The 22,142-nt window shown below is 63.4% G+C and carries 26 protein-coding genes; 15 read left to right on the forward strand and 11 right to left on the reverse strand.

What is annotated here, in order from left to right:
• The first annotated feature begins 9 nt into the window (after positions 1-9).
• The 11 genes from GY937_24475 (at position 10) to fdhD (ending at position 9,008) form a co-directional block, all read left to right on the forward strand.
• Complete coding sequence (locus tag GY937_24475) at positions 10-486, forward strand: hypothetical protein (protein MCP5059871.1); 477 nt, start codon at positions 10-12, stop codon at positions 484-486.
• Between the two features lie 15 nt (positions 487-501).
• Positions 502-1,206, forward strand: coding sequence for a sulfatase-like hydrolase/transferase (locus GY937_24480; protein ID MCP5059872.1), 705 nt, complete (start codon positions 502-504; stop codon positions 1,204-1,206).
• Positions 1,116-2,078, forward strand: coding sequence for a sulfatase-like hydrolase/transferase (locus tag GY937_24485; GenBank protein MCP5059873.1), 963 nt, complete (start codon positions 1,116-1,118; stop codon positions 2,076-2,078). Before GY937_24480 ends, GY937_24485 begins: the two co-directional genes overlap by 91 nt.
• Before the next feature lie 114 nt (positions 2,079-2,192).
• Positions 2,193-2,633, forward strand: coding sequence for an SUF system Fe-S cluster assembly regulator (locus tag GY937_24490; GenBank protein MCP5059874.1), 441 nt, complete (start codon positions 2,193-2,195; stop codon positions 2,631-2,633).
• Positions 2,634-2,651: 18 nt separating this feature from the next.
• A complete protein-coding gene (gene sufB, locus GY937_24495) occupies positions 2,652-4,100 on the forward strand; it encodes a Fe-S cluster assembly protein SufB (protein MCP5059875.1) in 1,449 nt (482 codons plus the stop codon).
• Between the two features lie 5 nt (positions 4,101-4,105).
• Positions 4,106-4,855 (forward strand): Fe-S cluster assembly ATPase SufC, encoded by a 750-nt coding sequence (sufC, locus tag GY937_24500; protein ID MCP5059876.1) that lies wholly within the window; start codon positions 4,106-4,108, stop codon positions 4,853-4,855.
• On the forward strand, positions 4,852-6,132 hold the full coding sequence (gene sufD / locus GY937_24505) for a Fe-S cluster assembly protein SufD (protein MCP5059877.1): 1,281 nt from the start codon (positions 4,852-4,854) through the stop codon (positions 6,130-6,132). Before sufC ends, sufD begins: the two co-directional genes overlap by 4 nt.
• A complete protein-coding gene (locus GY937_24510) occupies positions 6,129-7,349 on the forward strand; it encodes a cysteine desulfurase (protein ID MCP5059878.1) in 1,221 nt (406 codons plus the stop codon). The genes sufD and GY937_24510 overlap by 4 nt, the downstream gene beginning before the upstream one ends.
• A complete protein-coding gene (locus tag GY937_24515) occupies positions 7,349-7,801 on the forward strand; it encodes an SUF system NifU family Fe-S cluster assembly protein (protein ID MCP5059879.1) in 453 nt (150 codons plus the stop codon). The genes GY937_24510 and GY937_24515 overlap by 1 nt, the downstream gene beginning before the upstream one ends.
• A 51-nt stretch (positions 7,802-7,852) precedes the next feature.
• The gene (locus GY937_24520) at positions 7,853-8,128 is read left to right on the forward strand and encodes a DUF59 domain-containing protein (protein MCP5059880.1); all 276 of its coding nucleotides are present in this window, start codon (positions 7,853-7,855) and stop codon (positions 8,126-8,128) included.
• Between the two features lie 49 nt (positions 8,129-8,177).
• Positions 8,178-9,008: a formate dehydrogenase accessory sulfurtransferase FdhD gene (fdhD, locus tag GY937_24525; protein MCP5059881.1), complete on the forward strand. Its 831-nt coding sequence runs from the start codon at positions 8,178-8,180 to the stop codon at positions 9,006-9,008.
• 22 nt (positions 9,009-9,030) lie between these two features.
• Here the strand turns inward: fdhD and GY937_24530 are convergent, their stop codons facing one another.
• The 3 genes from GY937_24530 to GY937_24540 are packed head-to-tail and all read right to left on the reverse strand — an operon-like array spanning position 9,031 to position 11,580.
• Positions 9,031-9,840 carry a mechanosensitive ion channel gene (locus GY937_24530; protein MCP5059882.1) on the reverse strand — a complete coding sequence of 270 codons (810 nt, stop codon included), beginning with the start codon at positions 9,838-9,840 and terminating at the stop codon, positions 9,031-9,033.
• A 51-nt stretch (positions 9,841-9,891) separates the two neighbouring features.
• Positions 9,892-10,641, reverse strand: coding sequence for a rhomboid family intramembrane serine protease (locus GY937_24535; GenBank protein MCP5059883.1), 750 nt, complete (start codon positions 10,639-10,641; stop codon positions 9,892-9,894).
• A gap of 30 nt (positions 10,642-10,671) precedes the next feature.
• Positions 10,672-11,580, reverse strand: a complete 909-nt coding sequence (locus tag GY937_24540) for an alpha/beta fold hydrolase (protein ID MCP5059884.1) — start codon at positions 11,578-11,580, stop codon at positions 10,672-10,674.
• Between the two features lie 35 nt (positions 11,581-11,615).
• Between GY937_24540 and GY937_24545 the strand changes: the two genes are divergently transcribed.
• From GY937_24545 to GY937_24555, 3 genes are all read left to right on the forward strand, one after another.
• Positions 11,616-12,542 (forward strand): NAD(P)H-binding protein, encoded by a 927-nt coding sequence (locus tag GY937_24545; GenBank protein ID MCP5059885.1) that lies wholly within the window; start codon positions 11,616-11,618, stop codon positions 12,540-12,542.
• Positions 12,539-13,519, forward strand: a complete 981-nt coding sequence (locus tag GY937_24550) for a hypothetical protein (protein ID MCP5059886.1) — start codon at positions 12,539-12,541, stop codon at positions 13,517-13,519. The genes GY937_24545 and GY937_24550 overlap by 4 nt, the downstream gene beginning before the upstream one ends.
• A gap of 88 nt (positions 13,520-13,607) precedes the next feature.
• Entirely contained in the window at positions 13,608-13,862 is a 255-nt protein-coding gene (locus GY937_24555) for a hypothetical protein (protein ID MCP5059887.1), read from the forward strand.
• 29 nt (positions 13,863-13,891) lie between these two features.
• On the opposite strand, the gene GY937_24560 is transcribed toward GY937_24555, so the two are convergent.
• From GY937_24560 to GY937_24575, 4 genes are read right to left on the reverse strand one after another with little or no spacing between them, the layout of a single operon-like run.
• Positions 13,892-14,959 carry a mechanosensitive ion channel gene (locus GY937_24560; protein ID MCP5059888.1) on the reverse strand — a complete coding sequence of 356 codons (1,068 nt, stop codon included), beginning with the start codon at positions 14,957-14,959 and terminating at the stop codon, positions 13,892-13,894.
• 35 nt (positions 14,960-14,994) lie between these two features.
• Positions 14,995-15,387, reverse strand: a complete 393-nt coding sequence (locus GY937_24565; GenBank protein MCP5059889.1) for a TM2 domain-containing protein — start codon at positions 15,385-15,387, stop codon at positions 14,995-14,997.
• A 9-nt stretch (positions 15,388-15,396) separates the two neighbouring features.
• Entirely contained in the window at positions 15,397-17,091 is a 1,695-nt protein-coding gene (locus GY937_24570) for a M3 family oligoendopeptidase (GenBank protein MCP5059890.1), read from the reverse strand.
• Between the two features lie 19 nt (positions 17,092-17,110).
• A complete protein-coding gene (locus GY937_24575; GenBank protein ID MCP5059891.1) occupies positions 17,111-17,674 on the reverse strand; it encodes a CDP-alcohol phosphatidyltransferase family protein in 564 nt (187 codons plus the stop codon).
• A gap of 38 nt (positions 17,675-17,712) precedes the next feature.
• Here GY937_24575 and GY937_24580 point away from each other — a divergent pair, with 38 nt between their 5' ends.
• Positions 17,713-18,072 (forward strand): cytochrome c, encoded by a 360-nt coding sequence (locus tag GY937_24580; protein MCP5059892.1) that lies wholly within the window; start codon positions 17,713-17,715, stop codon positions 18,070-18,072.
• On the opposite strand, the gene GY937_24585 is transcribed toward GY937_24580, so the two are convergent.
• From GY937_24585 to GY937_24600, 4 genes are all read right to left on the reverse strand, one after another.
• Entirely contained in the window at positions 18,062-18,658 is a 597-nt protein-coding gene (locus GY937_24585; protein MCP5059893.1) for a YkgJ family cysteine cluster protein, read from the reverse strand. The genes GY937_24580 and GY937_24585 overlap by 11 nt on opposite strands.
• 59 nt (positions 18,659-18,717) lie before the next feature.
• Positions 18,718-19,428: an antitermination protein NusG gene (locus GY937_24590; GenBank protein ID MCP5059894.1), complete on the reverse strand. Its 711-nt coding sequence runs from the start codon at positions 19,426-19,428 to the stop codon at positions 18,718-18,720.
• Between the two features lie 75 nt (positions 19,429-19,503).
• Positions 19,504-20,394: a flap endonuclease gene (locus tag GY937_24595; protein MCP5059895.1), complete on the reverse strand. Its 891-nt coding sequence runs from the start codon at positions 20,392-20,394 to the stop codon at positions 19,504-19,506.
• Between the two features lie 15 nt (positions 20,395-20,409).
• The gene (locus tag GY937_24600; GenBank protein ID MCP5059896.1) at positions 20,410-22,116 is read right to left on the reverse strand and encodes a proline--tRNA ligase; all 1,707 of its coding nucleotides are present in this window, start codon (positions 22,114-22,116) and stop codon (positions 20,410-20,412) included.
• Between the last annotated feature and the right edge of the window lie 26 nt (positions 22,117-22,142).

The following is a 22,142-nucleotide window of genomic DNA, read 5'->3' on the forward strand; positions in this document are numbered from 1 at the left end:
CGGGATGCAGTGAACACACGGGATCAGGACAAAGGGCTCGCCCACGCAGGGATCGGTGCGGCTGGAGCCGGTGCATTTGGGATGACGCTGGCCGCGTTGATGGATGTGGCGCTCGTCCGGTTCCCTCCGACCTCGGGAGAGGCAGTGGCCGCCACCACACTGATGGGGCTCTTCGGCGCAGCAACCGGCGGCACAATCGGCCTTCTCTGGCCGCGTATCCCCAGGCTCGGGCCGATGACCAGCGGGGGCCTGCTTGGGGCGGCAGCTGGATTGTTCGCGCTGTTCTTCTCGTTTGGCCTGCTCTTTTTCCTGGGCGGCGAGCTGCACCTCCGCTTCCTCGGCAGGGTCACCTGGCTGAGCCTGCTCGTTCCGTCCTTCGTATTCACGCTAGTCAGCGCTGCAACGCGCCAGTTGCTACCGAAGCGATGGGCAGAAGCGTCGCTGGCTCGGACGAACGTATTCTTGTGGGCGGGTGTCCTTGCCTGAGTCCTTGCTGCCGACTTGTTTCCGCTGTTAGGCGCTCATCCGGCCCCCGTACTTGCGGGATTTGCGGCTGGCATCGGCTGCCTCACCCTGCTCGTCCGACTACGCCCGGGCCACGTCCCATTGGATGGCTTGCTCGTCCTCGTGCTCGGTCTCCTCGTCACCTGGCCCTCCCCTTCTCCATCGAAACCGGACCACCCGAGGCCGGCGCCGCGCTCGGTGGTGGTTCTCCTGCTCGACACGACACGAGCGGACGCACTCGGCGCCTACGACGCCGGCCCTGGCGTGACTCCTGTGCTCGATCGCCTGGCCGCAGGAGGCAGTGTGTTCGAACAGGTCGTGAGTACCTCGCCGTGGATTGCGCCCTCCCACGCATCGATGTTCACCGGGCATTTCCCGCGCACCCACGGTGTGCGAAACGGCACGCCGCGCCGACTGGATGCCGCCTTCGAAACGACAGCGGAACGGCTCGCCACTGCGGGCTACCAGACCGCTGCCATTTCCTCGAACAGCTGGTTGCGGGTCGCGAACATCGTGCAGGGTTTTCAGCATTTCGAAGAAGTGAACCACCTCCACCGGGACAAACTCCTGCTGTCACGAGCGATGCGCTACTGCGGTCTCGGCTGGGAGCAGTGGATCGACCGGGGTGCCTCGGAAGCGGAGACCGCGATCGACACCTGGATGGCCAGCTCGATGCGGATCGTCCCTTCTTCTTGTTCCTGAATCCCTTCGAAGCCCACAATCCCTACCTCCCACCGCTGCGTGATCGCGGCGTTCAGGGCCCGGGTAGCTGGCTCCGGGGCATCCGTGCCATGCGCGGATACCACCCGGTGCGTTGGCATTCGAACCCGCCGAGGCAACCCTGGCGCGTTGCGGCCACACGGGCGCTCTATCGCAGCGGTGTTCGCTATCAGGATCGGCCCATCGGTCGGATCCTCGAGGTGATCCGCAGCCACGTGGAGCTCGACGACGTTCTTCTCATCGTCACATCCGATCACGGTGACAACCTTGGGGAAGCCGATCGTTGGGGCCATCAATTCGACTTGAACGATGCGCTGATCCGGGTGCCGTTCATCGCACGGGCTCCGGATGTGTTTCCCGCCGGCGAGCGGATCCGGGAAGCCCACCAGACCCTCGACCTGCACGCGACCTTGATCGATTGGGCGGGCCTCGAGCAGGACGACAGCCCCGCCCAGAGCCTCCTCCCCGATGCGCGGCAACCCCGCGAAGCGACCTACGCCGAGGTCTACCCGGAAGCCTGGATGCTCAGCCGTATCGATCCGGCTGGAAGCCGCAGCGCGGACGAGCTCGATACGCCCGTCTGGGCGATCCGCCGCGATGGGCACAAGCTCGTCGTGCGGCGCGGCGGTGAGCGGTTGTACGACCTGGACGCCGACCCGGGAGAAGCTCGAGACGCCCTCGCCGAGGATCCGGAGCGAGCCGCCGCCCTCCGACGCGAGCTCGACGCCTGGCTGGAGCGCTTTCCCGGCCCCCGCCCAGACGCTGTCGCTCCCCAGCCGACCCTGACCCCCTCCGACTCGGAAGCGCTGGATCCCGAGACCCGCCGCCAGCTCGAGGCACTCGGCTATATGTGAGTCCCCTGGGGGATTCTGGGTGGCTCAACTAGAACCGGGACGGTCCGATATTTACAGGACTGAATCGGTCCGATATATTTCGCTCCTCCTCGAGCCCCCCAGGCCAGCCAACCCATGCTCCGAATCACCAAGCTCACCGACTACGGGATCGTCCTGCTCGTCCGCTTCGCGCAGGAGGCCAGCGGCACGACGCTGACGGCACGTGAAATGTCGGAAGCCACCGAGCTGCCGCTACCGGTCGTGAGCAAGATGTTGAAATCCCTGGCAAGCGCGGACCTGCTGGTTTCTCAGCGCGGCTCTCGGGGCGGCTACCAGCTCGCGAGGAAGCCGGAAACCGTGAACGTGGCGGAGATCGTCGAGGCCCTCGAAGGCCCGATCGCGTTGATGGAATGTGTCACCGCCGATGGCCTCTGCGATCAGGAATCGCATTGCGGCCTGCGCGCGCCCTGGCAACGCATCAACAGCGCCATCCAGACCACGCTCACTCAGGTCAGCCTGGCCGAGCTCGCCGCCGACATGCCTCCCCGCCACCGAACCACTCTGGCCATCGCCTAGCACAGGATCCGGAACCCCATGTCAGAGACCATCGAACAACTCGCGGAGCGCGAGTACGAATACGGCTTCGTCACGGACATCGAAGAGGAGCGTATTCCGAAGGGGCTCTCCGAGGAGATCGTCCGGATCATCTCTGCCAAGAAAGATGAACCCGAGTGGCTGCTCGAATGGCGCCTCAAGGCCTTCAAGCGCTTTCAACAGATGCTCGCGGAGGGCCACCGCCCGGATTGGGCGAATATCTCCTACCCGGAGATCGACTTCCAGGACATGTACTACTACGCCGCTCCCAAGCAGAAGAAGCAGCTCGAGAGCCTGGACGAGGTCGATCCGGAGCTTCTCGCAACCTACGACAAGCTGGGAATCCCGCTTCAGGAACAGAAGCGCCTTTCGGGTGTCGCCGTCGATGCGGTCTTCGACAGTGTCTCGGTCGCAACGACCTACAAGGACGAACTCGAAAAGAAGGGCATCCTCTTCGGTTCCTTCTCTGAAGCGGTCAAGGATCATCCGGAGCTCGTTCGGAAATACCTCGGGTCGGTCGTCCCCTATTCGGACAACTTCTTCGCTGCCCTCAACTCCGCTGTCTTCAGCGACGGCTCGTTTGCTTACATCCCGAAGGGAGTGCGCTGCCCGATGGAGCTCTCGACCTACTTCCGGATCAATGCACAGGAAACGGGCCAGTTCGAGCGCACCCTGATCATTGCCGAAGAGAGCTCCTACGTGAGCTACCTCGAGGGCTGCACGGCACCGATGCGCGACGAAAACCAGCTGCACGCGGCCGTCGTGGAACTGGTCGCACTGGACGATGCCGAGATCAAGTACTCGACCGTCCAGAACTGGTACCCGGGCGACAAGGATGGCAAGGGCGGCATCTACAACTTCGTGACGAAACGCGGCGCTTGTCGCGGCAAGCGCTCGAAGATCTCCTGGACCCAGGTCGAGACCGGTTCTGCCATCACCTGGAAGTATCCGGGCTGCATCCTCCAGGGCGACGATTCCGTGGGGGAGTTCTACTCGGTCGCCTTGACGAACAACCGGCAACAGGCCGACACCGGCACGAAGATGATCCACATCGGCAAGAACACGAAGAGCACGATCATCTCGAAGGGTATCTCCGCGGGACACGGCCAGCAGAGCTATCGCGGCCTCGTACGCATCGGCCCGAAGGCACATGGTGCGCGGAACTACAGTCAGTGCGATTCCCTTTTGCTCGGCGACAAATGCGGCGCGCACACCTTCCCCTACCTCGAGGTCAAGAACGCGTCTTCCACCCTCGAACACGAGGCCACCACGTCCAAGATCGGGGAAGATCAGCTCTTCTTTTGCCGACAACGCGGAATTTCCGAGGAGGACGCGATCTCGATGATCGTGAACGGCTTCTGCAAGGAGGTGCTCCGCGAACTCCCGATGGAGTTCGCCGTGGAGGCCCAGGCATTGCTAGGCGTATCGTTGGAAGGGAGTGTGGGTTAGTGACGATGCTCGAAATCGAGAACCTCCATGCCACAGCGGGAGAAGCGGAGATCCTGAAAGGGATAAACCTCACGATTCGCCCGGGTGAGGTGCATGCCATCATGGGCCCGAATGGCTCCGGAAAGAGCACCCTGGCCGGTGTCCTTTCGGGCCGACCGGCCTTCGAAGCGACGAAGGGTTCCGTTCTCTATCAGGGGAAGAACCTGCTCGAGTTGGAACCGGAGCAGCGCGCGAGAGACGGAATCTTCCTCGCCTTCCAGTATCCAGTCGAGATCCCCGGCGTGACGAACAACTACTTCCTCAAGGCTTCGCTGAACGCGATCCGCGCTCATCGGGGCGAAGAGGAACTCGACGCCATGGATTTCCTCACCGTCGTCAAGGAGAAGATGAAGATCGTCGAGATGCCCAAGGATCTGATGGGCCGGCCGATCAACGAAGGATTCTCCGGGGGAGAGAAGAAGCGCAACGAGGTGCTTCAGATGCTGCTCCTGGAGCCGAAGCTCATGGTTCTCGACGAAACCGATTCGGGCCTCGACATCGACGCCCTTCGCGTCGTGGCGACGGGCGTGAACCACTTGCGCAGCCCGGAGCGCTCGATGCTGCTGATCACGCACTACCAGCGCTTGCTCGACTACATCGTTCCCGATTTCGTTCACGTGCTCTCCGAAGGACGCATCATTCGCAGTGGCGGCAAGGAACTGGCGCACGAACTCGAAGAGAAGGGGTACGGCTGGATCGAGGAGGCTCGCGCGTGAGTGACGCGTTGAAGAGCGCCGCGGAGCGCTTCCTGGTTCAAGCCGGGGATCAAGCTCCGAGCCCCGTGTTCGGCGAACTGCGCCGGGCCGGCATTGCTGCGTTTTCCGACCAGGGTCTTCCTGATACGAAGCAGGAGGAGTGGCGCTACACGAACGTCACACCCCTGGCCGGCATCGAATGGGCCGCTCTCCACGAAAGGCTCACCCCGTCTCGCGACGCGATCGAAGGTGTCGCCACGCCCATCTTCGCCTGTGGGCTGGAAGTCTTCGTCGACGGACACCACCATCCCGAGCTCCACGGCTCGCCGGGCGCTTCGGAGGTGACCGCCCTCGCGGCGGCCACGGCTCCTCCCGCTTTGCTAGGCCAACTGGCAGATGCGAAGGCCCATCCTTTCGTCGCCCTGAACGGCGCCCTGGCTAGCGATGGCGCCCGAGTCCACGTCCACGGCGACGATCCACGCGCCGTGCATCTCGTCTTCGCCCAGGGCTCCGAGGATGCGGCGAGCCACCCGCGCGTCTTGATCGACGCGGATCCGGGCAGCCGCGGAACGATCATTCTCGATCACGTATCCCTCGTCGCGGGACACCACTTCGCCAACTCGGTCGTCGAGATCGAGGTCGCCGAAAATGCCTCCCTCGATTTGATCATCCTCCAGCGCGCAGGTGATGCGGGCTTCCACATCGGCCATGTCGCGGGCCGTGTCGAGCGGAACGGACGCCTGAGTACCCACACCATCAGCCTGGGCGGTTGCTTCGTGCGCAACGACCTTTCGGTCGTCCTGGCCGGTGAAGGCGCTGAATGCACGATGAACGGGCTCTACCTCGGCCGCGGCGCCGGCCTGGTCGACAACCACACATGGGTGGACCACGCAGTGCCCCACTGCACCAGCGACGAACTCTACAAGGGCGTCCTGGCCGAGAATTCCCGCGGCGTCTTCCGCGGCAAGGTCATCGTGCGGCCCGACGCACAGAAGAGCGACGCCAGACAATCGAATCCGAATCTCCTGCTCTCCGACAAAGCCGAGATCAACACCAAGCCCCAACTCGAAATCCATGCAGACGACGTCAAGTGCAGTCACGGCGCTACGATCGGGCGCCTGGATGCAGAAGCCATCTTCTACCTGCGCAGCCGTGGCATCGATGAAGACCACGCCCGTGCCATGCTGACGCGGGGCTTTGCCGCGGAAGTCCTGTCGGCCCTCCCGGAGCCGTCGCTGGCAGAAGGGATGAGCGCTCTCTTCATCGAGCGGCTCGAAGCCGCGGTAGAGGCCGCATGAGCTTCGACCCCCACTCCATTCGCAGTGATTTCCCGATTCTCGAACGAACGAGTCGAGGAAAGCCGCTCGTCTATCTCGACACGGCAGCCAGCGCCCAGAAGCCCCGCGCCGTGATCGACGCCATCAGCGATTTCTACGAAAATCACTACGCGAACATCCACCGGGGTGTTTATGAGCTCTCGGAACGAGCAACGCGGATGCACGAAGATGCACGCGGAAAAGTGGCGGCCTTTCTAGGTGCCGCAGAGAGCCGCGAGATCGTCTTTACCCGAAATGCGACCGAATCGATCAATCTGATCGCAGCGAGTTGGGGACGCCAGAACCTGAACACCGGCGATGAGATCTTGATCACCACGCTCGAACATCACGCCAACATCGTGCCCTGGCAGCTGCTCTGCGAGGAAAAGAATGCGCGCCTGCGGGTCGTACCGATCAACGATGCCGGCGAACTCGACATGGATGCCTTCGAAAGCCTGATTTCGGATCGCACCCGGCTCGTTGCCGTGAGTCACGTCTCCAACGCCCTCGGTACGATCAACCCGGTGCGCGAGATCATCAACATCGCCCATGAGCGCGGCATCCCGGTGTTGCTCGACGGCGCGCAGGCCGTTCCCCGCTTCGGCGTCGATGTCCAGGAGCTGGGCTGCGATTTCTACGTCTTTTCGGGCCACAAGCTCTATGGCCCGAGCGGCGTGGGCATTCTCTATGGCCGCGCCGAACTGCTCGAGGCGATGCCCGCCTACCAGAGCGGCGGTGACATGATCGAAACCGTCTCCTTCGAGAAGAGCACCTTCAAGCCTGCTCCCTACAAATTCGAAGCCGGCACGCCGGATATCGCCGGTGCCATCGGCCTCGGGGCCGCCATCGACTACTTGAGCGGCCTGGGCATGGACGAGATCGAACGACACGAACTGGAACTCACGACCTACGGAACGAAGCTCCTCGAAGCGATCCCCGAGGTTCGCCTGATCGGCACGGCCGCGGACAAGACCGGCGTTCTCTCATTCGTCGTGGATGGAATCCATCCCCACGATCTCGGCACCATCCTCGATATGGAGGGCATCGCAATCAGGGCGGGCCACCACTGTGCGCAACCCCTGATGGAACGCTTCGACGTTCCGGCGACAGCGCGCGCTTCGCTGGGCCTCTACAGCATCTCCGAAGACCTCGACCATCTGGCACAGGGTCTTCACAAGGCCATCGAGATGTTTCGCTGATGGACGATCTGCGCGAGCTCTACCAGACCACGATCCTCGACCACAACAAGAAGCCGAGGAACTTCCGTGTGCCCGACCCCGCAAACCATGACGCCGACGGGTTCAACCCGCTATGCGGGGACAAGGTAACGGTCTATCTACAGGTGGAGGACGGAACGATCGCCGACGCGGGCTTCCAGGGCTCCGGCTGTGCCATCTCGACGGCTTCGGCATCGATGATGACGGAGGCCATCAAGGGCAAGCCACTGGAGGAAGTCTTCGCACTCTTCGATTCCTTCCACGACCTGGTGACGAGCCCCGCCCTGGACGAGCCGGCCACGGAGGGCGTGGGGAAGCTCGCCGTCTTTGCAGGCGTTCGCGAATTCCCGATGCGGGTGAAATGCGCGACGCTTGCCTGGCATACGCTGAAATCCGCGCTCGAAGACAGCGGCGAGACCGCGAAGACCGAATGAGGAGGGGCCCCGGTGGCCAGCGCTGAAGAAATCAAAGAACGCGTGGTCGAGATGATCCACACGGTCTACGACCCGGAGATCCCGGTCGATATCTACGAACTCGGACTCATCTACGAAGTGGAATCGGATGATTCCGGCGAAGTCAGGATCGTCATGACGCTGACTTCGCCGATGTGCCCCGTAGCGGAGACCCTGCCGCCCGAGGTGGAAGCCAAGGCGCGTGCCGTCGAGGGCGTGACGGATGTGATGCTCGATCTGGTCTGGGAGCCGCCCTGGAGTCCGTCGATGATGTCCGAGGCGGCCAAGCTCGAACTCGGCATGGAATGAGGCGCCGGCCCCGACGCCTCGCTCTTCTCCAGTCGCCGAATCCAAGATCATGAGCGTGCGAGACGATGCGGTCCGCGAGGGCAGTCGGCGAGTCGAGCTGGCCCGGCTCCGCGACCACGCCTTCGAAGCTTCGTCCGACCGGGTCGCCCATGAGGAACCCCTGGAAATCCAGGTTGGAGGCACGCAGCTGGCCGTGCTCATGCGTACTCCCGGGCACGATCTCGAGCTCGCGTCAGGCTTCCTGATCAGCGAGGGAATCGTGTCCTCTCGCAAGGCCCTGGCATCCGTGCACCATCAGAGCGGGGGCGAGGACGATGCGAACGTGGTCCGCGTGAACCTCGCCGACGAATCCCAGGTGGATCTCGAGTCTTTGCGGCGAAGCTTCGTCGCCAGTTCGAGCTGCGGCGTGTGCGGCAAGGGAAGTCTCGAGAGCGCGCTTCGCGTGGCTCCGGCTCTCGATGACCCGACCTGCTTCGAGCCCCGTCACTTCCTCCCACTTCTGGAGCGGCTTCGCGCCGCGCAGGTCGTCTTCGAGGAAACCGGCGGCCTGCACGCGGCAGGCCTCTTCGATCGCAAAGGCCGGCTGCTGGTCGCCCGCGAGGATGTCGGCCGCCACAACGCCGTCGACAAGACCATCGGCTGGGCGCTCCGGAACGACCGCCTCCCTCTCATGGGCCATACTCTGCTCGTCTCGGGGCGTATCTCCTTCGAGATCGTTCAGAAGGCCCTGGCCGCTCGGATCCCCGTGGTCGCAGCCGTATCGGCTCCGACGTCCTTGGCCGTCGATCTGGCCCTGGAATCCGGGATGCTGCTCGTCGCCTTTCTTCGCGAAGATCGGCTGAATGGCTACGGCGCTCGGGACAGGCTTCTCGCGAGCTGACCCGAGCGACGTGGACCCGTGATCACGCCACGTTGTGCAGGTGCACATCCGTCTGGGGGAAAGGGATCGAGATTCCCGCCGCATCGAAACGGGTCTTGATCTTCTCGTGCACGTCGAAATTCACGGCCCAATAGTCTGCGGTCGCGACCCAGGGACGCACGACGAAGTTCACACTCGAGTCTGCAAGCTCGGAAACCGCGATGGTCCATTCGGGATCCGCGAGCACGCGATCGTCGTCCGCCAGAATACTGTCGATCACCTGCCGAGCGGCCGGAATATCACTCGCATATCCGATGCCGAAAACCATGTCGACCCGCCGCGTGTCGTAGGCGGCGTAGTTCGTGATGCTCGCACTGGTAACCGAAGCATTTCCAACGATCACTTTCCGGTTGTCGGGCGTCTTCAAGATGGTACTGAAGACCTGGATCTCTTCGACCGTCCCACTGACGTCTGCCACCTCCACGTAATCGCCCACTTCGAAGGGCCGAAACATGATCAGCAGAGCGCCCGAGGCAAAGTTGGAAAGCGAGCCCTGGAAGGCCAGGCCAATCGCCAGCCCCGCGGCGGCGATCACTGCCGCGAACGACGTAGTGTTGACGCCCAGGCGGCCGAGAGCCGAGATCACCACCATTGCCATCAGCGCCATGTAGACGAGGCTTGCACTGAAGCGAATGAGGGTGGGCTCTACACCAGCGCGTCTCATGCCCCGCCGCAGCAGGGATTGAGCGAGCTTCACGCCGAACCACCCGATCACCAGGATGGCGGCAGCCGCCACCAGATCGGGTGTCCAGGCGAGGGCGGCTTCGCGAATCGTCTCGAGCGTTTCGTTCATCTGGGCTTCTCCTTCATCCAGTGTTGATTGGCGAAGGACCGTCCATCTGTCCTAGCGCCACGATTGCCTTGCAACGAGAGCTCGGTGCGCGGCCAGCCGATGCTCGTTCTGGAAAGGGAAAATGAGTACAACTCCGGCCACGAAACCGCCGACGTGGGCCCAGAAGGCGACACCGCCCCCTTCACTGCTGAGGGCCGGAAGTCCACCCATGACCTGGAGTAGAAACCAGAAGCCGAGCATCAACCACGCCGGCACGACGACCCGGTCCACATAGAATCCGAGGACCAGGAGAATATGAACACCCACCTTCGGATACAGGATCGCGTAGGCGCCCATGACTCCACCGATTGCTCCGGAGGCGCCTACCATCGGAGTGGCGCTGTTGGGGTTGCTCGCCATCTGGGCCGCGACGGCTGCCAGGCCGCATAGCAAATAGAATACGACGAAGCGGACGCGGCCCATGGCGTCTTCGACGTTGTCCCCGAACAACCACAAGAACCACATATTGCCGAGCAGGTGGAACCAACCGCCGTGCAGGAACATCGAGCTGATTGCGGTTGGCCAGTTCGGTTCCGCTTCGATTCGACAGGCGAGGCCGGGGCCGAGCAGAACTTCGGTTCCGGGCGCCAGGTTGCCGAGCAACTCGCCTGGGATCGCGCCGAGTTCGCAGATCGAGCGCACGAGTGCTGGCTCCGTTCCGAGGCCCTGGAGCAGGACCCAGGCCGCTGCGTTGGCGCCGATCAGCACCATCGTCGCAGCGGAGGCCCGAAGCGTGGGATTGTCGTCGCGAAGGGGGAACACGGCGCCAGGAACGTAGCGGCTAGCCGAAGATCAAGGTGCTTCGCAGCTCGTGCGAAGCCAATCGACGAGAATCCCAGCCAGCGCCATCCGATCCGCCGAAAACGAATGATCCGAGCGTTCGAGCACCCTGGACTCGAAGCGCGGCGCATCGGCCGCACGCAACGCGGCGACCACTGGCTCATGGTGAATGCCCGGCGGCGTGACTTCGTCTCTCGCTCCTGCGAGCAACAAGACCGGCATGCGGGCCAGGAGGGGCGCCCGGCCGATCGTATCGAAGCGCCCCGGCGTATCGCCGAGCTCTGCGACCAGCTCTGCCCCCGACAACCCGCGGATCGGCCCCGCCCAGCCATCGAGTGATGCGGCGATGGCTGCCTGCTGCTCTGGATCGGCAGCAGCCTTCGAGAATGCACCTAGATTGGCACCGGCCAGGGATGCCACGCAGGCAACGGCCGAAAGATCCGCCGCCGACACCAATGCTGCGAAACCGCCCATGCTGTGGCCCACCAGGACAATCCGCGACGGATCGATGCGATGGGCGGCGGCAAACCCCTCGGACCGGACCGTATCCACGACGCTGGCCACGTCCTCTATGACGTGGCCGAATGAAAATACGCCATCGCTTCCCCAGGCCCCCCGGTAGTGGAAGAACACCGCGTTCCAGCCCGCGCGCCGGAAAGCCTGAGCGAGGTCCAGGTTGCGCTCGTTTCCGGGAAAGCCATGCAACAGGATCACCGTCGGGTGCGGGCCCGCACCCTGGGCGACATAGATGATCGCGTTCATCGGGTCGCCATGGCTCTCGAAGCGGGTCTCCACCAGTTCCGGCGGATGGGTCGGATCGAACACACGCAGATCCGTTCTCACTGGATCCGGCAACCCGGGCGGGAGAAGTGCACAGGCCGAGGCCAGGAACAGGGAGGCGAAGAGGGATAGGCGTGCCATGCCGCCCAGCTTAGCTCTCGTGGTATGGTCCCAACGTGTCCGCCGCCCCCCTGCTCGTAACTGGCGCCAACGGCCACCTCGGCCGAGATCTGATTCACGCCATAGGTGGCGGAAGGCCCATCCGGGCGGCGGTTCGATCGGAGCGCGCGGCCTCCGTCCTCGCGGAACTGCCGGAAGCGTTTCGTCCCGAGGTGCATATCCTCGACTACGCGGACGAGCCCGCTCTTCGGGCCGCTGGCGAGGGCTGCAGCGCCTGGGTCCACCTGGTGGGCATTCTGAAGGAGAACCGGACAGCGCGCTACGAAGACGCCCATGAGCGAACCTGCGAGGTGCTCGCCCGCGCGGCCGAGAAAGCAGGTGCCGAACGAATCGTCTACATGAGCATCCTTGGCGCAGATCCCAACTCGCGAAACGCCTGCCTTGCCTCGAAGGCACGTGCCGAAGAGATCCTGAGCTCGGGCGCGACACCGGCCACGACCCTGCGTGTTCCGATGGTGCTTGGTCCGAATGAGATCGCAGCCGGCGCCCTGCTTGCGCAAGCCAGCGCTCCGATCACTTTTCTGGCTCGCGGGGGAGCGACACGGGAACAGCCCATCGACGCCCGAGACATCGTTGCAGCCATTCTGCTCGCAGCGAACGAGCACGGCAGCAACCGCGGAGGCCTCGATCTCGCGGGCCCGGAATCGCTCACCCACCGGGAACTCGTCATGCGCGTCGCAGCCTTGCTCGGAAGGAACCCCAGAATCGTGCCTTTCCCCCTGGCATTTCTGCGCGGAATGGCCCTGCTCTTTGAACGCGTCTCCTCCACGCCACCCATCACCCGAGCCATGCTAGGCGTGCTCGAGCACGACGACGATATCGATCCCGGCGCTGCCTGCAGTCGCCTCGGCCTGAAGCTCACGCCCCTGGCCGACACCCTCGAGCATACATTCGCCACCGCCGTCCAAGAGGAGCCTCGATGACCGACCCTTCGCTCGAAGCCCCCGAAGTTCAGGAAGTCGAGACGCGAAAGAACGGCTGGGCGCAGCGTCTCATTCCCTGGGCAATCACGATTTCCTGCTTCGGCTACCTCTACTCGCGGATCGCCGGCGAGGCCGGACGCAAAGGCCTTTCCGCCGGCGCCTACCTGGCCGAGATCTTTGCCTCCGTCGATTGGGGCCTTTGGCTCGCCCTGATGGTGCCGTACTCGTTCTTCTACTTCCTGATCGACACGCTGATCCTATGGCGCGTCCTCGCCTGGTTCAACACGCGAGTTCCCTATCGCGATCTCTTCCCGGTACGCGCCAGCACCTACATCATCTCGATCCTGAACGAACAGGTCGGCAAGGGCGCCATCGCCCTCTACCTGAACCGCCGCGATGGTGTCCCCGCATGGCAAGTGGGCGGATGCATGCTCTTCATCATGTTCTGCGAGTTCTACTACCTGCTCACCTGGGCGTTGGTGGGCAGTACGGTCTCATGGGATCGGGTGCCCGAGGTCTTCCACGGAATTCCGATCGTTGCGGTCGTCGCCGGAATCGTCTTCGTTTCGGTCGTCTACCTGTTTCGCAGCGAGCGCATGTCGGGGTTTGCCCTTCGGCAACGCCAGATCTTCACCGCCTTCCAGCAGGCGGATTGGTGGCAGTACCTGATGGTGATCGTGCTTCGCTCCCCGGCCCTGCTGGCTGCCGTCTGGGTCTATTCCAAGGCCGCCGCGCTCTTCGGTGTGGAAATCGGACTGATCGAAATGCTAGGCGTCCTGCCCGTGATCTTCTTCGGAACCCTGATCCCGGGTCCCTTCCGGGCCGCGGCCGTCACCCTCTGGCCCACGCTTTTCCCTGGCAACGAAGGCCAGATGACCGCCTTCGGCTTCGTCCAGCACAACTTCTTCGTCCTGTTCAACGCCGGGATCGGCCTCCTCTTCCTGCGCCGCGCCAACCGGGAACTCTTTGGAAAATAGTCGGGCCGCGTCGCAACCCATCATGAATTCAGCCACCTGGACGACCCTGCAGATTTGCAAGGAACGTCCCCAAATTAGGAGTTCCTCCATGGTCCATGTCCCCGCTTGGATTCTCGCAGTCCTGGCTTTGGCTTGGCTCGGCTGTGCGTCTGCTTCCCAACCGGAGCGCCACTGGGAAAAGCCCGGCGCCGACGCGGCTCAACTCGAACTCGAACGCGATGCCTGCATCGCCGCTGCCATGGGCGAGGAGAGCGAACCCTCTCCCCGCTACGGCCACCAGGGATTGGGCAGTACATTCTTGCAGTGCATGAAGGAGAAGGGCTGGGTGGCGGTCGAAAACTAGCTTCGGCAATCGTTTCGCCCGCGAGACGCCTAGGAATCTTCCTTATCCGTTCCGCCACTGGTGGCTCGAAGTGCCTCGATCTCGTTGGTGCGGCGCTTCCGAAGGGCGATGCTGCGCTCCAGGCGGTAGCGATCGCCGCCCTCCAGACCCGGTAGCTGTTCCTCGAGCTGGCGAATCTCTGCCTCGATCTCTTCCAGTTCCTCGCGTAGGTCCTCCTGGCGTCCGGCCTCCTCCGCCTTGTCGAAGATCCGGTCTTCGGGTGCACGGGGATCGGCAGCGCGCGGCTTCGGCTTCTCGTTGGGGATGAAGCGCTGCTCCGTCGGAAGAACGCGTTGGTTCATGAACGTCGGCGAGACGATCTCGATATCGGCCCGGTGCAGGCTATCGAGCATCTGCTCGCGAAGGTCGGACCGGGTCGTGAGCAGCGTACGCGTATCCTCGAGGAAACCGGCGACCCGGTAGTGGACCGAGAAATCGCCGAGCTCGATGACGTGTACGAAGGGTTCATCGAGCCCAGCACTCTGCGCTGCCTGGCAGAGAAGGCTCTCGACGCGATCGTGGGAGATGTCAAAGCCCAGGGAAACGTCGGCAGAAACGATTGTCCCGGAACTGCTCACAACGGTGACGGGCTGGTTCACGAGATGCAAATTGGGAAGAGTCGCCAGATCCCGATCCCGGGTCTGAAGCTCGGTATGGAAGAGGCCCACCTCGGTTACCCGGCCGAATTGACCACCGACGCGGATGAAATCGCCTGGGCGGAAGCTTGCGACGGCTCGCAGCATCAGGCCCGCCATGGCATTGGCGACGAAGGTGGTCGATGAAAGCGTGAAGATCGCCGTGAGCGTGAGGCCCAGCAGACTGAGGAGTTGGCCCCGGGTCTCCGCCTCGACGGGTGCGGACAGGACGGCCACGACCAACACGACGGCGATGCCAAGCAGGGTCCACACCTGGCCTGCGAACTCGAGCACCGGACCGACGTGGCGCCGACGAAGCAGCAAGAAGCGCCCGCCCAACACCAGCAGAACTGCGAGGCTCACGCTCGCCAGGAGCGGAACCGCCGTAGCGAGTGTTTCGGTGATGGTTTCCAGGTTGAACATGGACGTCTATGAACCGGTGACCGGGACGAGCGATCTCATGCGTTGATCACCGTAATCTGGTCATTCAGCGTCCAGTAGTCGTAGAGCACGCCCAGACCACAGAATCCCAGTGTCACGAGGTAGAGCAATCCGGTGAGCCACTTTCCCATGTACATCCGGTGCACGCCGAAGACCCCCAGGAACGTGAGCAGGATCCAGGACAGGTTGTAATCGATATCTCCGGCCGCGAAACGATAGTCGGCCTCCCGATCCATACCGGGAATCAAGAACAGATCCACGATCCAACCGATGCCCAGCAGGCCGAAAGTGAAGAGCCAGATCGTCCCCGTGACAGGCCGGCCGTAGTAGAACCGGTGGGCCCCGAGAAAGCCGAAGATCCAGAGCAGGTAGCCGATGGACTTGAGATGGGTATCACCGCGTTCGCTCATCCCGCGAGTCTACCCGTCTTGTAGGCCCAATCGCTGGGCCGCGTGGCCCACCACCTCTGCGAGGCATCCACGATCAAGGGGACTCGTGAGGCCAGTGCCCCGCGCCAGGGCCTGAAAAGGGGCACTTCCGCCACGACGGCACAATCCCATATAGGCCTCCAGCGCCGCGGGGCGGTCGCGATCCGCCCAGGCCCAGAGCTGCAGAGCGCAGGTCAGCGCCAGGGTGTAGTCGATGTAGTAGAACGGTGCGCCGTAGATATGCAGCTGGGCCTGCCAGCGCCCCCCACTCTCCAGCCGGGGGATGCCGCCGTTCGCACGCCACGGGAGGTAGGTGCGCTCCATCTCGGCCCACATCCCATGGCGATCGGCGGGGCTGGCCTCTGGATGCTCATAGACGAGATGCTGGAAATGGTCCACCGCCACCCCATAGGGTAGGAACGTGAGCCCGCCCTCGAGATGAATGCGGCGATAGCGCTCGGCTGCGTCGCCGAAGAAATGCTCCATCGAAGGCCACGCCAGATGCTCGAGGCTCATCGAGTGGATCTCACAGGCCTCAAGGGTTGGCGAGCGATATTCCATCGGAAACAACTCTCGACTCGACCACATCTGGAAGGCATGACCCATCTCATGAGTGAGAACGTCGATATCACTCAACGTGCCGTTGAAGTTCGAGAAGACGAACGGCACTTCGAACTCCTCGAAGAAGGTCGTATAGCCACCCGCGGCTTTCCCCTCGCGCGTGACGAGATCGAGCAGCCCGCGCTGCCCCATCATCTCATAGAACCGACCCAGCTCTTCGTGGGTCTCGGAAAAGACGCGTGCCGCCTGATCCGTCGTCCAGGCCTCATCGCCCAACGGCTTCGGATTGCCTCGGGGATCGGCCAGCGCTTCATCCCAGAACATCATCCGGTCGAGCCCCAACGTCTCGCCCCGCCGTACCATCAAACGTTCGCAGAGCGGCACCACGAGCTGGAGCACCTCGGCGCGAAAGCGTTCTACGTCTTCCCGGCCGTAGTCGACCCGCTTCATGCGCTCGTAGCCGAGCTCGACGAAATCCCGATGGCCCAATGTCGTGGCCATCTCATGGCGCAGGCGGACCAGATCATCGTAGATCCTGTCGAAGGCCTCGCCGTGCTCTTCAAACCAGGCCCAGCGCGAGATCGCCGCTTCCTTCCGAACGCTTCGATCTGGATCCTGCGCGAATTTCACGATGCTGGCATGGTTGAACGTCTCACCGCGGAACGAAATTTTCGCCTGAGCGATCAGATCCGTGTACTCGGCAGCGAGCTTCGCCTCACGCACCCGAGCTTCTTCGATGGCTGGATCGTAAGCGCGTACTTTCAGGTCCCAGAGAGCCAGAGCGTGCCCACCGAGCCAGGCTTCGAGCTCCGAACGATGTGGACCCTCGAGCAACAGACGCAGAAAACCCACCTCGAGGCTCGTCGAACGAGGCTCGAGTTCGTCCGAGAGTTCGCGTTCGATACGCGCAGCTTCGTCACCCGTGTTCTGGGTGAAGCGAGCCTGCGCCAACTCGTACCAGGTGGAGAATCGGCTGCGGAGGACATCCCATCGCTCGATGATCGCGCGCCTACCCTCTTCGTCGGCTGCCGTTGCCCAGGCTTGCTCCAGATCCTCGTAGGCCATCGCCAGGGTTTCAGCGTCGGGCCGAGCGGCTTGCATGGCGGAGAAATGCGGCGCGGACATGGCAGAGGCCTCCGGGGAACTAAGAAGAAAAGGGAGTGCGGCGGAGCGCGAGGATGCGATCACCCATCGAAACGAGGGTCGTTACGATGAGTGCCCATCCGATCGCTGCAACCCAGGAGGCCGGCGGCCAACCGAGACCGAGTCCATCGCGGACGACAGGGATGCCGAGCAGCACGAAGTAGGCGATCCCGTTCCAGCGCCCTAGCAAGCTCGCGCGTAGCAGGCGCCCAGCCAGCGCCCGCGAATCGAAGGCGTACTGGACGAAGGCTGACACGATGAGGACGGGTAGCCAGATCGGGATCTCTCCGCGCCAGGCAACTGCCAACAACCCAGCAGAGACGAACGTCGCGTCCGTTGCGTGATCGAGAAGCCCACCGAATGGCGTGACCTCGCCGTAGCGGCGCGCCACCCGGCCATCGAGCAGATCCGTTCCCACGGCCAACCAGAAGAGCGCATGAGCCGGGCCTGTGTGGCCTTCCCAGATCGCCAGGGCAAGCAGTGGGGCCGCCACCAACCGCAATGCGGTAAGAGCGTTGGCCCGTGTGCACCAACGGGCCGCTGCAGGAGGTACCGGGCTCGCCATCGCCGCCCAGCGTAGCGGAGGCTAGGATCCGGCTGCTGATGGTCCGCCTGCAACCGCTTCGATCTTCCCTGCTCCGGGTCGCGCTGGTTTTCTCATTGCCTGGCCTGTCCGCATGCGGTGGTGAGGCCGACGATCCCGCGGCGGCGCTCGCCCGAAAAGGGCAGGCCGTCTTCGAATCCGTTTGCACGGCCTGCCACGCTCGAGATCCCCGCCAACCGGGCCCCGTCGGCCCGGAAGTGGCCGGTGCATCTCTCGAGTTGTTGCAGGCGAAGGTGCTGAGGAACGAGTATCCGCCCGGCTACGTACCCAAGCGCGACACCAGGGGGATGATTCCGCTTCCTCACCTGGAAGCGGACCTGCCGGCGATCGAAGCCTATCTCGCGACGTTCAATCCCTAGGCAGCGAACCCCGCTGGCGAAAGCGGCGAATGGCGACGAGGAGTTTGCGAACTCCGCGTTCCATCCAAGGCAGGCGCAGGCGTTCTGTCTGGCCATCCGCACGAGTCACGCGGGTCCATTCGCCGTTCACGTCATGGGTGTCTCCGTTCGGCAGGAGCATCCGGTAGGGCGCGTCCGGGTCTAGAACATCTCGTGTGCTCGAGACGCGGACGGGCATCGTCTGCCGGAACCGGCCTGCGATCTCCTGGAGACGAGGTGTCCTATCGAACGCACCGGGATAGGCTTCGCGAATCGCCAGCCGGGTCGTGCCACCTTCGGATAAGAGATCCGTAACGGCAGCGAGGCGATCCGGACGGTCGTCCTCTTCGAGGCCGCCCTGCAACCAGAGACAACGATAGGCGCGGCAGATCGGCGGCCGAGTCGGATGGATCCCGCAACCGCCCCCGGAGGTGCTGAGCTGCGGGCATGGAGTCCCACCGAGCTTGTGCAACTCGTCGACCCGAAGGACCGTGCAGCAAAGTGAGCAGCTGCCACAGGCGCGCCGCACGGAAGCGGGGACGTTCTTTCCGATGTTTCCGCTATTCAAGGGGGCATGCCCCCCTTGAATAGCGGAAACATCGGAAAGAACGTCCCCGCAAGCGTCCCTTAGCTATTCAGTGCGACTCCAACGATGTAGAGCACCACCGTCGCCGCGACGCCGGCATGGATCGTGCCGGAAACGCTGCCGAGGTACTTCTGGCGTCCCTGGCCCGTACCGATCAGGCAGTTCAGCTCGAGCAGGCCGATGATCACCAAAGCGGTGATCCAGTACACGGTGTCGTTCTCGCCGTTGTGGAACGTACTCAGATGCCGTGCCGAGCCCATGAAGAAGAGCATCGGGATCGAGAACATCGTGTTGGTTCGAGAGGCCAGGCCAGCGCGTGCTGCTCCCGCGGCGGCAGTGGGGATCGCTTCGCCACCGGCAGCGATCTGCTCTGCGGATTTGATCACGACCTGCTGAGCCGGCCAGATCACGAACCAGACGTTGGCCCACATGATCGTGCCCATCACGCCGCCGGTCAGGATCTTCGTAATCAGCGGTGTCCCGAGGTCGTACGGACCCATACCCAGGTACATCAAGATCAGCAGCCATCCCGTGATGAACGTGAACATGGCGCCCCAGCGGAACCACCAGAGGGCGTTGGGAACGAGCCCTCGGGTCATCGCACTCTTGGCTTCGCCGCCGAGCTCGCTGCCGAAGAACGGCGTCTGGATGAAATTGAAGTAGTAGAGGACGCCGATCCAGGTGATGCCGGCAAGGAAGTGGAACCAGCGGAACAGGAACTCCCATCCCTCGCTCGTCGTGATGATCTCCATGTCGGTCCTCCAGAAGAGTGGGGTCAAAAACGGCGCGTGCCATTCTATCCCCGATTTCTGGAGAAGCGAGGTTTTTCAGCGACTCCGAGGCGGCCTTGGAACGCGCTCTGCAATGCGCCCCCAGCCGAGTTCGCTGCATAGGGCCTCGAAAGCCCCAGCGGGCGCACCTTCCCAGGCGAGGTCGCCAAGATCGGATCGGATCCCGGGCACGTTCCGGACGACCGTCGCCAGCTCGCGAACCTGCAAAGCCTGCTCGCGGTGGGCCGCGATCTCCCGGGCCAGGCGCGTGGCACCCCGGACCGTCACGCCGTCCCAACCGACAAGCTTGTCCGGTATTCCGTCGATGCTGCCAAAGGCTCCGAGCGCCACCGCCGCGCTCTTCTTCCCATAACCCGGCACGCCGGGAAGATCGTCCACCTTGTCGCCCAGCAGAGCCAGGTAGTCGGGGATCTGTGCGGGATCGACACCGAACTTCTCGCGCACCCCATCGGCATCCAGGGTCGTCTCGCGTTGCAGATCATGCAGGCGCACGCGGCCATCCTCGGTCACGAGTTGAGAGAGATCCTTGTCCGAGCTGACGACCTCGACACCGCAATCCTCGGACAGCAGGCCATCCACCAACGTGGCAATGACGTCATCCGCTTCGTAGCCCGCAGCCTCGAAGACCGGCAGGCCGAGCGCCCGGGCGACCTGCTTGCACATCTCGAACTGGGGCGCGAGATCCTCCGGAACTTCATCCTCTCTGGATGTCTTGTAACCGGGGAACACGTCGTTTCGGAATGACTTCATGCCGAAATCGAAGCAGCAGACCAGATGAGTCGGTCTCCGTTCGGAGAGGAACCGGAGCAGCGTGTTCGCAAAACCGTAGGCCGCCTGGGTGGGCGTCCCGTCAGGCGCCAACATTTCCGGCATCGAGAAATAGGCCCGGAAGATGTAGACGTGGCCGTCGACCAGATGCACCTGCATGATCGAGCGCCGACCTCAGCGCCTCTCTTCCATGACTGCGTTGAGAACGATATCGGCCGCTTTGTGGACATCGACGTCGCGCTTTTCAGCGCCGCGCCGCCGAAAGAGCTCGACCTTGCCATCGGCCAGGCCCTTCGGGCCGACCGTCAGGCGGTAGGGAATGCCGACGAGCTCGGCATCCTTGAACTTCACGCCCGGCCGCTCTTTCCTGTCGTCGAGAAGGGCATCGACCCCGTCTCCAATAAGACTCTCGTAGATGCGCTGGCCGGCCTCGGAACTCTCGACATCCTTCGGATTGACGATCGTCACGACCACTTCGTAGGGGGCCACGTTCATCGGCCAGATGATGCCGTTCTCGTCGTTCCAGCTCTCGACGATCCCCGCCATCGCCCGGCCAACACCGATCCCGTAGGAACCCATGATGATGGGGACGTTCTTTCCGTCCTCGCCCTGGACACCGGCTCCGAGTGCCTCGGTGTAGACCGTGCCCAGTTTGAAGATATGGCCGACCTCGGCCGTCTTGCGAACTGCGAGAGCCGCCTCGCACATCGGGCAGGCTTCGCCTTCCGTGACTTCGCGGAGGTCCATCCATTCACCCACCTGGATATCCCGTTCGACGGACACACCGCGCAGGTGGAAGCCATCCTCGTTGGCGCCCATCGTCATGTTCGTCCGGCCCTGCAGAGCCGGGTCGGCGATCACACGCAGGTCCGTGGCGCCAACCGCGCCCAGGCTCCCCGCCGAAGCGCCGAGTGCCTGACGAATCTCATTGGCCGTCGCGGGCCGCAAGGTCTCGGCGGTCGTTCCGTCGATCAGCTTCTGCTCGACGAGTGCATGGTCGCCGCGCAAGAGCAACAGGGTCGGAGCGTCGTCGATCGTGTAGACGAGTGTCTTGATCTGGCGGTCGGCAGGGGCGCCGCCTTCGAACGCGGCCAACTCCTCGATCGTTCGCACATCCGGCGTTGCAAATCTCTCGGGCGTTGCAGGCCCGGCTTCGTCGGCGGCTGGTTCGAGAAGTGAGGTGGCTTTCTCCACATTCGCTGCATATCCACAGGCCGCACACGAGACGATCCAGTCTTCTCCGGCCGGCGTCTCGACCATGAACTCGATCGATTCGCTCCCGCCCATTCCACCCGACGAAGCCTCGACGGCTACCACATCGAGGCCCAGCCGCTCGAAGATCCGCCGGTAGGCCTCGAAATGCTGTTGGAAGGCGTGGTCGAGTCCCTCGAGTGTCACGTCGAAGGAATACGAATCCTTCATCGTGAACTCGCGCACTCGCAACAGGCCCGATTTGGGCCGCTCCTCGTCGCGAAACTTCGTCTGGAACTGGAACCAGATCTGGGGGAGTTGCTTGTAGGAACGAAGCTCCCGAGCGATCCAGGCGAAGATCTCCTCGTGGGTGAAGCCCAGGCAAGCTCCAGCACCATGGCGATCTTCGAGCTTGAACATGACGTCCACGCCCCACCGTCCGGATTTCTCGAGGATCTCCTGGGGCAGCAGCGCGGGAAGCGAAAACTCTTGTCCACCGATCTTGATCATCTCCTCCCGGATGATGCGCTCGATCTTGTCGTGCACGCGCTTGCCGAGCGGCAGCATCGAATAGACGCCCGCCATCAGCTGGCGAGCGAAGCCCCCGCGCACGAGCAGGCGATGACTCGCCGCCTCGGCATCGGCAGGGTCGTCGCGAAGGGTCGGTATGAATGCCTGGCTCCAGCGCAATGCGCTTCTCCTGGGTGAGAGAGAGC

This window comes from bacterium (assembly GCA_024228115.1).
GTDB lineage: Bacteria > Myxococcota_A > UBA9160 > UBA9160 > UBA6930.